Genomic DNA, 14596 nt, shown 5'->3' with positions numbered 1-14596 from the left:
GCGGCGAGTTCCCCTGCCCCGAACGGTCCGGTGCCCCGAGCCACGCCGCCGACCGCCGCCAGGAGAGAGCGCCTTGACCACCGCTGCCTCAGCCACCCTGCCCGCCCAGGGTTCCAGCTCCGCCCCCGCCGACCCGACGGTCTCCGACCCCGGCGGTGCGCTCCTGCGCCTCCTGACCGACCGCAGCGCCGACCTCCCCCAGGTCGACCCCGGCCATGTCGCCGCCGCCGCGCTCCGCGGCCGCCACGCCGGCTCGGACTTCGCCGAGCTGCGCGGCCTGGCCGTCGACGCCGCCGCGTCGATGATCGCCGAGGACCCGCAGTACTCCAAGCTCGCGGCCCGCCTGCTCGCGCTGGAGATCGTGGACGAGGCGGCGAGCCAGGGCGTGGTCTCGTTCTCCACCTCGATCGCGGTCGGCCACGCCGAGGGCCTGATCGGCGACACCACCGCCGACTTCGTCGCCAAGCACACCGCCGCCCTGGACGCCCTGGTCGACCCGAAGGGCGACGACCGCTTCGAGTACTTCGGCCTGCGCACCGTGCAGTCCCGGTACCTGCTGCGCCACCCGATCACCCGCAAGGTCGTCGAGACCCCGCAGTACTTCCTGCTCCGTGTCGCCTGTGGCCTGGCGGTCGGCGACACCGAGCAGTCGGTCGCCGAGGTCGCCGAGCTCTACCGCCTGATGAGCCGGCTGGAGTACCTGACCTCCTCGCCGACCCTCTTCAACTCCGGCACCCGGCACCCCCAGATGTCCAGCTGCTACCTGCTGGACTCCCCGCTGGACAACCTGGACTCGATCTACTCCCGCTACGCGCAGATCGCCCGGCTGTCCAAGCACGCCGGCGGCATCGGCCTGTCCTACTCCCGGATCCGCTCGCGCGGCTCGCTGATCCGCGGCACCAACGGCAAGTCCAACGGCATCGTGCCGTTCCTGCGCACCCTCGACTCCTCGGTCGCCGCCGTCAACCAGGGCGGCCGCCGCAAGGGCGCGGCCTGCGTCTACCTGGAGACCTGGCACGCGGACATCGAGGAGTTCCTGGAGCTGCGCGACAACACCGGTGAGGAGGCGCGCCGCACCCACAACCTCAACCTGGCGCACTGGATCCCGGACGAGTTCATGCGCCGGGTCAACGCCAACGCCGACTGGTCGCTGTTCTCCCCCGCCGACGTCCCCGAGCTGGTCGACCTGTGGGGCGAGGAGTTCGACGAGGCCTACCGCAAGGCCGAGCTGGCCGGCAAGGCCGTGCGCACCATCCCCGCGCAGACCCTCTACGCCCGGATGATGCGCACCCTCGCGCAGACCGGCAACGGCTGGATGACCTTCAAGGACGCCTCCAACCGCGCCGCCAACCAGACCGCGCTGCCCGGCCGCACGGTGCACTCCTCCAACCTCTGCACGGAGATCCTGGAGGTCACCGACGACTCCGAGACCGCCGTCTGCAACCTCGGCTCGGTCAACCTCGGCGCCCACGTCGCCCCTAGCGCGTCGGCCGGCGACCTGCTGAACGCGATGGACTGGGATCGCCTGGACGCCACCGTGCGCACGGCCGTCACCTTCCTCGACCGCGTCGTGGACATCAACTTCTACCCGACCCCCGAGGCCGGCGCCTCCAACTCGCGCTGGCGGCCGGTGGGCCTCGGCGTGATGGGCCTCCAGGACGTCTTCTTCCAGCTGCGGATCGACTTCGACTCCGCCGAGGCCGCGCGGCTGTCCACGCTGATCGCCGAGCGCATCATGCTCACCGCCTACGAGCGCTCCGCCGACCTGGCCGAGCAGCTGGGCCGCCACGAGGCCTACGGCGAGACCCGCGCCGCCCGCGGCGAGCTGCACATCGACCACTTCCCCTCGGCCGCGCCCGAGTGGGCCGGACGCTGGGACGCCCTGCGTTCCCGGATCGCCGTCACCGGCCTGCGCAACTCGCTGCTGCTCGCCATCGCCCCGACCGCGACCATCGCGTCCATCGCCGGCGTGTACGAGTGCATCGAGCCGCAGGTGTCCAACCTGTTCAAGCGCGAGACCCTGAGCGGCGAGTTCCTCCAGGTCAACCCGTACCTGGTGCGCGACCTCAAGGAGCTGGGCGTCTGGGACCAGCAGACCCGCGACGCGCTGCGCGACGCCAACGGCTCGGTGCAGGAGCTCGGCTGGCTGCCCGCCGAGGTCCGCTCGCTGTACCGCACGGCGTGGGAGCTGCCGCAGCGCGCGCTGATCGACCTGGCCGCCGCGCGCATGCCGTACATCGACCAGAGCCAGTCGCTGAACCTCTTCATGGCCGCGCCGACCATCGGCAAGCTCAGCTCGATGTACGCCTACGCGTGGAAGGTCGGTCTGAAGACCACCTACTACCTGCGCTCGCGCCCGGCCACCCGGATCGCCCAGGCCGCGTCGGGCACCGCCCGCGCCGCCGCGCCGGTGCCCGCCAACACGATCCCGGCCGGCACCCCGACCCTCACCCCCGAGGAAGAGGCCGCGCTGGCCTGCTCCCTGGAGAACCCCGAGTCCTGCGAGGCCTGCCAGTAATGAGCTCCGAAGACCGCAAGATGCTGCTCGACCCCGGCTTCGAGCTGACGCTGCGCCCGATGCGTTACCCGTCGTTCTACGACCGGTACCGCGACGCCATCAAGAACACCTGGACGGTGGAGGAGGTGGACCTGCACTCGGACGTCGCCGACCTGGCGAAGCTGAGCGAGGGCGAGCGGCACATGATCGGCCGGCTGGTCGCGTTCTTCGCGACCGGTGACTCGATCGTCGCGAACAACGTGGTGCTGAGCCTCTACAAGCACATCAACTCCCCGGAGGCGCGGCTGTACCTGTCGCGCCAGCTGTTCGAGGAGGCCGTGCACGTCCAGTTCTATCTGACGCTGCTGGACACCTACCTTCCGGACCCGGAGGACCGCAACGCGGCCTTCGCGGCGGTGGAGAACATCCCCTCCATCCACCAGAAGGCCCAGTTCTGCTTCAAGTACATGAACGCGGTCGACCACATCGACTCGCTGCAGACCAAGGAGGACCGCCGCGCGTTCCTCCTCAACCTAATCTGCTTCGCGGCGTGCGTCGAGGGCCTGTTCTTCTACGGCGCGTTCGCGTACGTGTACTGGTTCCGCAGCCGGGGCCTGCTGCACGGTCTCGCGACCGGCACCAACTGGGTGTTCCGCGACGAGTCCATGCACATGGACTTCGCGTTCTCGGTGGTCGACACCGTCCGCGAGGAGGAGCCCGACCTCTTCGACGACGAGATGGCCAAGCAGGTCACGGAGATGCTGGAGGAGGCCGTCGAGGCCGAGCTCCAGTTCGCCCAGGACCTCTGCGGTGACGGCCTCCCCGGCATGAACACCGAGTCGATGCGGGAGTACCTCCAGGCCGTGGCGGACCAGCGCCTGGCCCGCCTCGGCCTCCCGATCCGCTACGGCTCGACGAACCCGTTCGGCTTCATGGAGCTGCAGAACGTCCAGGAGCTGACCAACTTCTTCGAGCGCCGGGTCTCCGCGTACCAGGTCGCCGTGGAGGGCTCGGTCTCCTTCGACGACGACTTCTAAACAAGAGGACAGAGGACGAACGCAGAGGTGCCCCGCCCGGCTTCACGCCGGGCGGGGCACCTCTGTCATGTCAGCCGCCCGGAAACTCCCCACCCTTGACCCCGGCGACGAAGGACGCCCAAGCCTCAGCCGCAAACACCAACGCCGGCCCGCCCGGATCCTTCGAATCCCTCACCGGCACTGCGCCGGACAACCCAACAGCCACCTCGACACAGTCACTCTGGGCGCCAGAGTATGAGGACTTTCGCCAGATCAGGCTGGCAGCGGCCGAGCTCTGGAGGATGCCACTCATCGCCACACTTCCTTTCGCGATGTGCTTGACGAACGCGCCTGTCGCCCTGCCCGGCGATCACGCCGGGCAGGGCGAGCACCCTTCGACGAGCATCCCTGCGAATGAAGCCAGAGGCGGAGGTGCCCCGCACGGCCTGGCCGTGCGGGGCACCTCCGTTGCTTCAGCCGCTCGGGAACTCCCCGCCCTTGACCCCGGCCACGAACGAAGCCCAGGCGTCCTCCGCGAACACCAGCACAGGTCCGTCTGGATCCTTGGAGTCACGAACAGCCATCCCAGCCGATGCGAGGTGGCCAGCCTCCACGCAATCGTTCGCCTGAGCGCTGTAACTGCTCTTGTACCAATTCCGAACAGCGACTTCCGGTACGGTCATTGCGCTCACACCTCTGTTTGGTCTCGTGCTCACATCTCCGTCGCGATCGCGGAGATCATATCCAGCGAGTTCGCAGGGTTCAGGGCTGATGAGCGAAGGTACTCGAAGACCAGGCCATAGCCGTCCAGCTCCGCTTGCTGCTCCATGTAGTGGCTACTCGTCAGCGTCTCCAGGAAGACCGCCCCAGGATTCGGGGAGTCGGTGAACCCAAACATCACAAACGCTCCGCACGCGCCAGCCGTGGCGCCAACCTCCATTGGAACAACCTGCAAGGTGATGTTCGGAAGCTGGGCAGCCTCTGCAAGGTACTCCAGCTGCGCTCGCTGGACACCCCTACCTCCAACAGGGCACCTGAGCGCAGGCTCCCAGATGATCGCCCAGAATCTGGCCGGGTCCGCCCGGGAGAGAACTTCCTTCCGCTCCATCCGAATCTCGACAAGCTGGTCGATGCGTTCCGGACGGACGGCAGCCGGATTGGCTTCCAGTACTGCACGGGCATAGTGCTCGGTCTGCAACAAGCCTGGCACGACCATGGATTGCCAGGTGCGGATGTAGCGGGCATCCCCTTCAAGCCCCAAGAAGTCCGCATAGGCCAGCGGGATCGTATCGCCGTAATCGTGCCACCAACCGCGCTTCTTGCTCTCCCTTGACAGCTTCTCAAGAGCCTCGCGCTCTCTCCCTGCCACCCCGTACAGATCCAGCAGAATCCCAAGGTCCAGCCGGCGAACACCGGACGCCCCGGTCTCTATGCGGCTGATCTTTGCGCGAGAGCAGGCGAGGGCCTGCGCCGCGTCGTCAGTTCCCTTGCCGACAGCTTCACGCAGACGGCGAAGCTCCGATCCAAGTCGGCGGGCACGGACCGTCGGCCTCAGTTCGTCAGCCATGCGCAAGTCCTCTCCCTGGCGAGTCCCAGTCTGCCTTGTGATGATTCGTCAATCCAGCGTAGCGATTTCTGCATCGTTGCAGACGTTCTGCTTGCAGATTGCATCAGCACGGGTGCATGCTACTTGACGTAGTGAGCTGCACCACACGGAGTAGTCGTGGCGGGCTCACCACCCGGGCATCCCCATGCCTTCTTCAGCCGTCTTCACCCCGCACACTCCGGAGGTGGCTCCGCCATGCCTGAAACCGTCTCCCCACCCCCACCGAGCGGACCTGCTGGCTGCCCCGGCACCGCAAGTCGCCCCGCATCGCCCGTCAGGAGCTCCGCTCCTTCCTCCACCCCCATCCCTCCGGCGAACTCCTCCTCCCCTCCGGCGAGCTGCTGGTCAGCGAGCTGGTCACCAACGCCGTCCAGCACGCCCACGCCCCGCGCGACCGGCTGATCTTGATCCGCTTCCACCTCGCCCCGAACCGCATCCTCCGGATCGAGGTGCACGACGCCGACAGCGAGAAGCCCGCTCTCCGCGCCGCCTCCGACTCCGACGAGGCCGGCCGAGGCCTCCTCCTCGTCCACGAGCTGGCCACCGAGTGGGGCTGCTGCCCCCGCATCAACGGCATCGGCAAGTTCGTCTGGTGCCACGTCTCCCCCGACCGCTCCGCCGCCTGAGCACCGCCCCGCCCGGCGGCCCCCGCCGGGCGGGGCGGAAACCAGACAAACGCGCCGGTGCCCCGCACGGCCGCAGCCGTACGGGGAACCAAAAGGAGGTTCAGCCGCTCGAATACTCCCCACTCTTGGCCCCGGCCAGGAACGAGAGCCTCCTATTCGTACGGCCTGCTCAAGGGATCCAGCCAAGGTACGTGCCAAAGGGGCCATGACGTGATCTTGGAAGTGCCGGTCGGCCTGTAGCGGTCCCGCCCCAATGCCCCCATCGGGTGGCTACCATCTGCTTATGGTTGATCACGAGACGGCGTTTCAGTCCCTTGACGGTACCGCGCTGTTCGGCACGGTCTGCTCGGCGGAGACGCCGGCCGGGATGGCGGTGCTGGTCCACGGATCGGGCGCGACCCGGGAGGAGGGCAGCTTCTTCACCCGCCTGGCCGCCGGTCTCGCCACTGCGGGGGTGACCAGCCTGCGGTTCGACCTGCGGGCGCACGGGGCCAGCGGCGGGCGGGAGTCGGAGCTGACGATCGCCTCGGTGACCAACGACATCCGCGCGGCCGGCGACCACCTGCGCGCGGAGACGCGCCGCCCGGGCCCGGTGCACATGATCGCCACCTCGTTCTCCGGCGGGGCCGCAGCCCTGCACGCCGCCCACCGGCCCGACGACGTCGACAAGCTGGTGCTGCTCAACCCGCGGCTGGACTACAAGGAGCGGTACGTCACCTCCCGGCCGGGCTGGTCTGGGGACTACCTGTCCGGGGACATGGCGGTGCGGCTGGAGGAGCAGGGCTTCACCGAGAAGTCGCCGTTCGAGCTGAACCGGGCCCTACTGAACGAGGTCTTCTACCTGGACACCCCAGCGATCCTGGCCGGGGTGCGGGCGCCGGTGCTGATGGTGCACGGCACCGCGGACACCTTCGTACCCATCGAGTCCTCCCGTCGGCACCGGCCGATGTTCGGAGGGCCGGTGGAGCTGGTGGAGCTGGACGGCGCCCAGCACGGCTTCGCCGTCCACGACGACCCGCAGTACCTGCACCCGCAGTCCCAGGCGTGGCAACGCGAGGTCATCGAGCGCGTGAGCGCCTTCCTCGGTTAGGCGGCGGTCAGCTCGCCGAGGCGCTGGCGGAACTCCCGTACGGCCGGGCGCCGGGCGTACGGCGCGAGAACGTCGGCAGTGCGGTGGAGTTCGGCGAGGGCTTGCCCGAATCGGGCGCCCGCGGCCAGGGCGAGGGCTTCGCACGCCGTGGTAGCGGCCTCGTCCGGTTCGCCGGCAGCGACCAGGGCGCCGGAGTACTGGGCGGTGAAGAACGCGCGGTCGCGCGGCGCGAACACCTTGGTGGTGAGGTACTCGCGGAAGAGGCTGACGGCCAGTTCGCTCTGGCCGGCCTCGCGGTAGCAGATCGCGCTCTGCATCATCAACCGCTGCCTGGTGTAGCCGTCGCCGAGCGGGCCGGTGCACGTGGCGGGGCCGATCGCCGGGTCTGCCTGGTCGAGAGCGGCGTGCGCGCGGTCGAGGACGCGGGTCACCTGGTCGGCGCCGGCGCTGGTGAGGGCAAGCGCACGGGCCTCCTGCTGGAGGGCTTCGGCGCGGGGTCGCGGGGGCAGGGTCCAGGGGCCGGTGGTGGCGGCGCGGGCGAGGTCGAGCATCCGGGCCGCGTCGGTGCGCTCGGTGGCCTGGGCCTGGCGGAGCAGGACGTAGGCGTGCATCGCGCCGTCGCCGGTGAACGTCGCCCACTCCTTCGCCTGGTGATGCCAGTACGCGACGGCCTGGGCGGGGGCGCCGGCGTCGCGGTGGAGCCAGGCGGCCAGTTCGGCGCCCCGTGCGCCGAGGGCCAGCAGCTCGCACCGCAGATCCTCACCGGCGGTACGAGCGGCGGAATTGATCGCGGCCAGGATGCCCAGCACGGTGGGCAGCGCCTCGTGCGGGCCGGACAACCCGTCGGATCGGGCGGCGTCGTCCAGCTCGGTCCGCAGATGTCCCAGAAGTTCACGCTCGCCGTGGCGGCGGGCGCCGTGGGCGGCTGCGGTGAGGTGTTCCAGGGCTGTGAGGTCGAGCACCGGCACCACGCCCGCCAAGCCCGGAAACGCCCGGCGCTGCACGTGCTCCTCCATCTGTCGTCCGCTCCCGCCGGGGCGCCGCCCGGTGGGCCGGGCGGGTCGGCGAAAGCCGAGGTCCTCCATCGAGCAGTCGAACATCGCCTCCAGTACGCGCCTCGCGTCCCGGTTGGGCCAGGTCGACTCGCCCGACTCCCACCGCCTCACCTGCCGCACCGAGATCCTGGCCTGCTCGCGCAGCTCGCGGGCCTTGTCCTCGTACGCGGCGGCGAATTCCTCCTGGGTGTGCCAGCCGCGTTCGACGCGGGCGGCGACGATGCGCCAGTTGGCAACGGCGTGTTCGGGCATGGGCACCCCCGGATTCCAGGACCACCACGGTAGCCATCATGGCCACCGTCAGCGAGAGGCCGGTACCTACCCGTCACGGTGTCCGGTGAAGCGTCCGGCGATCCGGCCTCGACCCTGGCGGCGCGCGGCGGTGAACTGTGAGCACCGGACCGGCCCGCTGGCCGAGTTCCCAACACCCCTTCCACACAAGGAGGACTGCGCCATGAAGAAGGCCACCACCCCGGCGAAGACCGCGGTCACGCTCGACCCGAAGAAGGTCGCCGCGCTCCAGGCCAAGGTCAGCCGGTTCGTCGGCACCGGCGCGCTGGCCGCCGCCCCGCACACCTACCACCACTGAGGTACTCCGGGCGGGCGGGGCGGCTGGGGCCGTCCCGCCCGCCCGGGCTCTCCACTCCCCGGTCCCGCACATCAAGGAGGCAACCTGTGGACACCCGCCTGGAGCTGACGTTCTTGGGCCACCAGACCTGGCTGGTCCAGGGCGGCGGCCACCGCGTGCTGATCGACCCCGTCCTCAAGGAGGCGTTCGGCCTGCCCGGCCGGGCCGAGTGCCGGGTGTGGCCGCCGCGCGCCATCGACCACCGCCTGATGCCCCGCCCGGACGCCGTCGTGCTTACCCACGAGCACCTCGACCACTTCCACCTGCCCTCCCTCGACCTGCTTGACCGCGCCGTGCCCGTCTACAGCGGTCCGCTGCTGCCCGCCCCGGTCGAAGAGGCGATCGCCGGGCTCGGGTTCACCGTGCGCCGGATCGACCACACCACCCCGATCGAGCTGGGCGCCCTGCGCGTCACCCTCTACCCGGCCGGGGCCCGGACCCTGTTCTGGGAGGACCGCGTCGTCCAGCCCTGCCTGCGGGTCGGCGACGGCCCGGCCGTGTTCATCGCGGTGGACGCCGACCCCTCCGACCTGTACCTGCAGCAGGTCGCCGAGGGAGCCCAGCCCGGGCCCCGCGTCGCGGTGGTCTCCAACAACTCCCAGATCGTGCCGCCCGGCATGCCCGCCTCCTCGGTCAACCTGCTGCCCGGCGTGGACGGCACCCGGCACAAGACCGGCCTGAGCGTGCTCAACCAGCTGCTGCTCGAAGTCCTCGCCCCGCTGGACGGCATCCAGGACGTGGCGCTGTGCGGCAACGGCTTCCTGCCCCCGGCCTCCCCGCACGGACCGTTCCTCTACTCCGACCACCCGAAGATGGCCGAGGCCGCCAACGGCCTGCAGAACCTCTTCCACGTCCACGGCCCGCGCCCGGGCGAGCGGCTGACCGTCCCGGCCTCACCGGCGGAGAAGGTGACGTCGGACCAGGTGGGCTGGGTGCGGATCGACGACGACTTCGAGTACGAGGCACTGGTCACGCACGCCGCGTTCCTCGCCGACCCCGGCACCGTCGAGCTCTCCCCGCTCGCCGAGCCGTCCGCCGACCTTGACCAGGCCCTCGCGGTCGTGACGGCGGAGCTGCCGCGGCTGGGCCGCGAACTGCTGGCCACCGGCGCCGGCATGCTGGCGTGCAGCATCCACGAGTACCTCTCCGGCCCGCTCGGCCCCCACCGCGCGGTGCTGCGACTCAAGGACGCTCCCGGCGGCGAGCTCCTGCAGTACGCCTGGGACGTCACCACCGCCGACTTCGTCCAGGTCGAGGCGACCGGCCGCGAGGAAGCGATGGCCGCCTACCCGTTCGGCGCCGAGATGTTCTTCCAGGACTACCTCGCCCTGCTCACCGGCCGCCTGCAGGTGTGGGACGTGGCCGGCGGCGCGATGGAGTGCTGGCACATCGGCCGCCCGCTGGACAGCCTCGTCTACGCCTTCTTCGGCATCTACGGCGAGCACCAGCGCCCCGATCTCGCCGCCCGCTCCTACACCACCATGGCCGCCGGCATCACCGCCCCGGCGGGAAGGCGGTGACCACCGCACCGGCCACCGCCGCCGAGGCCCTGACCGGGCTCGCCCGCACCCGTCCGGCCGGATGGCTGGCCACCCCGATGCCCACCGACCCCGTCGACCTCCTCCCCCGAGCCCACCGAGCCCTCGCCGCCGACCACCCCGGCGTGAACGGCAGGCTCAGCGTGATCAGTGCCCGGTACACCGCTGCGGTGTTCGCAGTGCACCGGCCGCCGCCGGAGGGCTCGCTGGTGCTCAAGCTCCACGCCGACCCGGCCGCCTACGCCGGGGAGACGTTGGCGTACGCGCTGCTGGCCGACACCGCGCCGGTCGCCCGGCTGTACGCGGAGGGCGAGGAGTCGCTGTCGCTGCTGCTGGAGTACCTGCCCGAGCCCGCCGACTGGAGCGGGCCGCGGACGCCCGCGGTGCTGGCCGAGCACGTCGCCGCCGTCCACACCGCCTCGCTGCGGCTGGCCGGGGAGGCCGCCGAGGCGATGTCCGGTTTCACCCTCGTCTCCCTGCAGAGCGCCCCGGCGCCGGTCTGGATCGCGGACCCGGGAGCGTACGCCGAGGTGCTGGCCGCGCACGCGGACGCCTTCGGCCCTGGCCTGGTGCCGCTCGGTCACCTCGACCTCAAGCCTGAGCACCTGCGCCGACGCCCGGACGGCGAGGTGGTGCTCCTCGACGTGGAGAGCGTGCGCCCGGACGTGACCGGGCTGATCGACCTGGTCACCCTGCCCGCCGTCCTACGGCAGGCCGGGCACGAGCTCAGCCCCGCTCAGGTGCTGGGCCTGTACCTCGACGCCACCGCGGCCGGGGGCGCCCGCTGGACGGCGGGCTCGTTGAAGTCGGCCCTGCGTGCGTACGCTGCGGCCACCGGGCTGGAGAGCCTGCACGGCCTGGACCGGTGACCGCCGAAGGCCCGGTGCCCCCGCTGACCTCCAAGGTTCAGCGGGGGCACCGGACGTTCCGCGCGTTCTACGGGCCTTCGATGCCGACGATGGTGCCGAACGGGTCGCGCAGCTGGGCAATCCGCCGCCCCGGCTCGATGGCCAGCGGGCCTCGGTGGTGCTCGCAGCCGGCCGCCAGCAGCCGCTCCCGGACCTGGTCGACGTCGTCCACGCCCCAGTACACGACCGGGCTGCCGCCCCTGGGGTTGCGCTCGTCGTCCACCGGGTGGAAGCCGACCTCGACCCCGCCGACCTCCACCCAGGCGTAGACGGCCCCGGTGTCGCTGACGTCCACTTTCACGAGGACGTCCAGGAGCTCACCCCACCACCGGGCCGACGCCTCGGGATCCACGGCGAAGGTCATCACGGTACGAACGGTGCTGAACACGGCCTACCTCCACAGGGGTTGCCTTCTGAGTTCCGGATCTTGGTTCCTGCGCTCCGCGCGGGGTCCTGGAGCATGACGTGAAGGCGTCATACCGCCGGTAGCCCCCTGATTTCCGCAACGGCTTGACGTCACGCTGCGAGCTTGGCCCGGCGGGCAGCACCCTCCGACTCTCGACCTGCCGTCACCCTAGTGGCAACCAATGGCCTCGGCGCGGAAGTTGAGGCATGTCGGACAGGGTCGCTCCGGTACTCCGGCTCGGTCGACATGACGGTCATGTGGTGCTCCTCTCGATGGCGTCGAGTGGTGTGGACGCTGCCCCGGCCGCCTGTGCGGGCGGGGCAGCGGTGGCCTGGAACGGGGTACCGGAGAGCCGGGCCCGCTGACCACATGAACGACGCTAGGGACCGCCGCCCTGCCGGAACAGACGAACCCGGTATGGACGCACGGCGCGTGCGGGGCACGCACAACGTGTGCGAGCCAAAGCCGTCCCGACACCGTCTCGTCGCGCGTGCCGACGAGCGTGCGATGGCCTCGCCGGACTCGGCGGTCGGCGCACTCACCCCTGGTGTGCCGTGGACTGCCCGGTGACGGCGTCGATGAACTCGACCGTGCCCGAGCTCTGGGTCTCGCCCGGCTTGATGAGGTTGACCGCCCAGCAGGGCCGCCACTGTCCGTCGATCTGCTTCGCCAGGAGGAAGGTGGTGTCCGCGCGGGATCCCGGCACGGCGGCGGCTGCCCGGCGCTTGGCCGTGTCGGCGGTGACGGTGGGGTGCGGCAACTGGGGGTCGGTGTCCCACCGCGCGGAGGACGCCATGACCCGGCCGGAGGTGGAAACGGTGATGTCCACGCGCATGGGCATCAGGACGTTGTCGGCGTTGTACCGGCGGTAGGTGAGCAGGTAGGCGCCGCCCGCCGTGTCCGTGGAGGTCAGGGTCGGTGTCAGGGCCCGCGTGAGGTCCAAGAACCAGGTCGTCGCGAAGTCGGTGCCGACCTTGAGGACTTGGTCCCGGGTGAGCGGCCCGGGGTCGATCTGGCTGTTGGCCGAGGCACTGAGGAGAAGGCGCCCGGCGGGCCACTCGATCCGGAACCGGCCGCGGTCGGTGGTGGCGTCGAGGATCGACTGGGAGGGCTCCTCGGGGATGGTCGCCACGTGGGTGGTCTGCAACAAGGTTCCGGGACCGAAGAGCTGAGCGGCGATGCGCTGGGGCGTCTCGGTATCCTCGGCCGCGGCGTGTGCGTTGAAGCCTGCCGCGTCGTGATGGAGCGGTACGAACAGCCAGATGGCGGCCGTGACGGCGGCGAGGCCGGTGCCGGTTGTGGCGAGGCCGTGGAGGACGTCCCGACGTCCGAACAGCGGCTTGTGGCGGCGGAGCCACAACCAGACGACCGCGGCCACCGTGCCGATGAGCGCGCCGGCACCATTGTCGACGAGATCCGCGGCGTCGCAGGAGCGGCCGGTTCCCAGCATGGTCTGGCCGACCTCGGTCACGGCGGAGAGCACCGCGCACGCCGCGAGTACGGTCAGCGGCCGACGCAGGACCAGCGTGGCGAAGAAGGCGAGCGGCACGTACAGGGCGATGTTCATCAGTCCCTGCGGAGTGGCGGCCGTCTCCCACACCCCGGTACCGATCGAACACGTCGGCTTCCCTGACGACCCGGAGCTGGTCGGCGTGAGCGTCGCCGCGACCTCTCCCGCCAGCGACAGCCCCCAGAGCACTGCGGCGACCACCGGCCACTGCCTGGGCCGGGCTTGCCATAACGCCAGGCTTCCGAGAACCAGGCCGAGCGCGGCGAAGACGGGGAAGAGAGCTGGAGCTGAGGAGAGAATCGCTTCGATCATCGGTCTTCCGGGATCCGGTCGGGCAGTGAGCAGGGGTGGTCCGGCGTGGTCTGCGGAGACCCACATCTGGCCGACCGCACCGCAGTTCGCCGGCAGCGGGACGAAGCCCAGCTGTGGCACGGCCCGGCAGACCGAAAGCCTTCCCTACACCCCTGATCCGGGCAAGGGGCGTGCTCTTCCCCCTCCTGGCCCGGCGGGGCGGGTGGTGCAGGTGGTGCGGGCGGGGCGGGTGGGGGCGTCCGGGTGAAATCGGGGGGTGGTGGGGCGGGATGGGGCTGTAGGTGATGCGTTCCCGAATACGGTCCGGCCACGACCGATCGGAAGGGGACACGGTATGAGCAGGGTGCTGGACTACGAGGCCGACGAGATCGTCCGGCTGATGAGCATGGCCGAGGACGACTGGAGCGAGCAGGAACTGAAGGACGCGCTGCAGCGCGCCATCATGCTGGAGCTGTCGACGATCCCGCCGTACGCGACCGCGCTGTGGTCGATCACCGATCCGGACAACAGCAAGCCGGTGCGGCACACCTTCCGGGAGATCGTGTTCGACGAGATGTCGCACTTCGGGCTGGTGTGCAACATGCTCACCAGCATCGGCGGCACCGTCGTCCTCACCGATCCGCTCACCGTGCCGAAGTACCCCGGGGAGCTGCCCGGTGGGGTCAACCCCGGTCTGGAGGTGTTCCTCAGCGGGCTGACCCGGGAGTCCGCCGAGCTGTTCGCCGCCATCGAGAAGCCGGAGTTCCCGCTCGGCTTCGCGGCGGACGGCAACACCATCGGCGCCTTCTACCAGCGGATCGCCGACGTCTTCCCCAAGTTCGCCCATCTGCTCACCGGCGAGCGGCAGGTGGAGTTCCCGCTCGGCTCCAGCCACGGGGCCGGCAACGACATCGTCCCGATGAACGCCCTCGGCGACGTCCTGAGCGCCATCCACATCATCCAGGCCCAGGGCGAGGGCACCACCGCCTCACCGGAGAACCCCTTCCCCGGCGCCCCGGGTGAACTCGCCCACTACTACGCCTTCAAGGAGATCGCCGTCGGCAAGAAATTCATCCAGGACCCGCAGACCGGGAAGTTCGACTTCGTCGGCCCCGACGTGCCGCTGCCGGACACCTTCCCGGTCGCCCGCGTCCCCCAGGGCGGCTGGGCCAACTCGCCCGGCAACGAGCCCGACGCGGCCACCGCCGAACTCCTGCGCACCTTCAACCAGGACTACAGCGACATGCTGCGCGCCCTGGAGGCGGCGTGGGGCCCCGGCGGGGAGGACATCTTCCCGGCCATCGGCCTGATGGGCGACCTGCGCCGCACCGCCCAGAAGATCAACGCCGTCAAGCTCCCCGCCAACCCCCACTTCACCTACGGCCCGGAGTGGCTGTTCGTCGCCTGACGCCGCGGGCCCGCCGC

Annotated in this window: 14 protein-coding genes; 8 read left to right on the top strand and 6 right to left on the bottom strand. The window is 70.5% G+C overall.

Annotated features, from left to right (window positions below):
* The first annotated feature begins 97 nt into the window (after positions 1-97).
* Positions 98-2518, top strand: coding sequence for a ribonucleoside-diphosphate reductase subunit alpha (locus ACFZBX_RS17440; protein ID WP_391534680.1), 2421 nt, complete (start codon positions 98-100; stop codon positions 2516-2518).
* A complete protein-coding gene (locus ACFZBX_RS17435; RefSeq protein WP_350549819.1) occupies positions 2518-3534 on the top strand; it encodes a ribonucleotide-diphosphate reductase subunit beta in 1017 nt (338 codons plus the stop codon). Before ACFZBX_RS17440 ends, ACFZBX_RS17435 begins: the two co-directional genes overlap by 1 nt.
* Positions 3535-3604: 70 nt before the next feature.
* Here ACFZBX_RS17435 and ACFZBX_RS17430 read toward each other — a convergent pair whose 3' ends face one another.
* From ACFZBX_RS17430 to ACFZBX_RS17420, 3 genes are all read right to left on the bottom strand, one after another.
* Positions 3605-3826, bottom strand: a complete 222-nt coding sequence (locus tag ACFZBX_RS17430; RefSeq protein ID WP_391534604.1) for a DUF397 domain-containing protein — start codon at positions 3824-3826, stop codon at positions 3605-3607.
* 160 nt (positions 3827-3986) lie between these two features.
* On the bottom strand, positions 3987-4196 hold the full coding sequence (locus ACFZBX_RS17425; RefSeq protein WP_391534603.1) for a DUF397 domain-containing protein: 210 nt from the start codon (positions 4194-4196) through the stop codon (positions 3987-3989).
* Between the two features lie 29 nt (positions 4197-4225).
* A complete protein-coding gene (locus tag ACFZBX_RS17420; RefSeq protein WP_391534602.1) occupies positions 4226-5080 on the bottom strand; it encodes a helix-turn-helix domain-containing protein in 855 nt (284 codons plus the stop codon).
* Between the two features lie 278 nt (positions 5081-5358).
* Between ACFZBX_RS17420 and ACFZBX_RS17415 the strand changes: the two genes are divergently transcribed.
* A complete protein-coding gene (locus ACFZBX_RS17415; RefSeq protein ID WP_391534679.1) occupies positions 5359-5745 on the top strand; it encodes an ATP-binding protein in 387 nt (128 codons plus the stop codon).
* Between the two features lie 283 nt (positions 5746-6028).
* The gene (locus ACFZBX_RS17410; RefSeq protein WP_391534601.1) at positions 6029-6835 is read left to right on the top strand and encodes an alpha/beta hydrolase; all 807 of its coding nucleotides are present in this window, start codon (positions 6029-6031) and stop codon (positions 6833-6835) included.
* On the opposite strand, the gene ACFZBX_RS17405 is transcribed toward ACFZBX_RS17410, so the two are convergent.
* Entirely contained in the window at positions 6832-8142 is a 1311-nt protein-coding gene (locus tag ACFZBX_RS17405) for a multiprotein-bridging factor 1 family protein (RefSeq protein ID WP_391534600.1), read from the bottom strand. The genes ACFZBX_RS17410 and ACFZBX_RS17405 overlap by 4 nt on opposite strands.
* A 202-nt stretch (positions 8143-8344) precedes the next feature.
* Between ACFZBX_RS17405 and ACFZBX_RS17400 the strand changes: the two genes are divergently transcribed.
* From ACFZBX_RS17400 to ACFZBX_RS17390, 3 genes are all read left to right on the top strand, one after another.
* Positions 8345-8479: a hypothetical protein gene (locus ACFZBX_RS17400; protein WP_391534599.1), complete on the top strand. Its 135-nt coding sequence runs from the start codon at positions 8345-8347 to the stop codon at positions 8477-8479.
* Between the two features lie 86 nt (positions 8480-8565).
* Positions 8566-10038, top strand: coding sequence for an MBL fold metallo-hydrolase (locus tag ACFZBX_RS17395; protein ID WP_391534598.1), 1473 nt, complete (start codon positions 8566-8568; stop codon positions 10036-10038).
* The gene (locus ACFZBX_RS17390; protein ID WP_391534597.1) at positions 10035-10925 is read left to right on the top strand and encodes a hypothetical protein; all 891 of its coding nucleotides are present in this window, start codon (positions 10035-10037) and stop codon (positions 10923-10925) included. The genes ACFZBX_RS17395 and ACFZBX_RS17390 overlap by 4 nt, the downstream gene beginning before the upstream one ends.
* Before the next feature lie 67 nt (positions 10926-10992).
* Here the strand turns inward: ACFZBX_RS17390 and ACFZBX_RS17385 are convergent, their stop codons facing one another.
* On the bottom strand, positions 10993-11352 hold the full coding sequence (locus tag ACFZBX_RS17385; RefSeq protein ID WP_391534596.1) for a VOC family protein: 360 nt from the start codon (positions 11350-11352) through the stop codon (positions 10993-10995).
* Positions 11353-11908: 556 nt separating this feature from the next.
* The gene (locus ACFZBX_RS17380) at positions 11909-13192 is read right to left on the bottom strand and encodes a VanZ family protein (RefSeq protein ID WP_391534595.1); all 1284 of its coding nucleotides are present in this window, start codon (positions 13190-13192) and stop codon (positions 11909-11911) included.
* A gap of 334 nt (positions 13193-13526) precedes the next feature.
* Between ACFZBX_RS17380 and ACFZBX_RS17375 the strand changes: the two genes are divergently transcribed.
* Positions 13527-14579: a ferritin-like protein gene (locus ACFZBX_RS17375; protein WP_391534594.1), complete on the top strand. Its 1053-nt coding sequence runs from the start codon at positions 13527-13529 to the stop codon at positions 14577-14579.
* Positions 14580-14596: the final 17 nt, after the last annotated feature.

It is taken from the genome of Kitasatospora sp. NPDC008115, assembly GCF_042957205.1.
GTDB lineage: Bacteria > Actinomycetota > Actinomycetes > Streptomycetales > Streptomycetaceae > Kitasatospora.
This window is presented reverse-complemented; position numbering and strand designations above follow the sequence as displayed.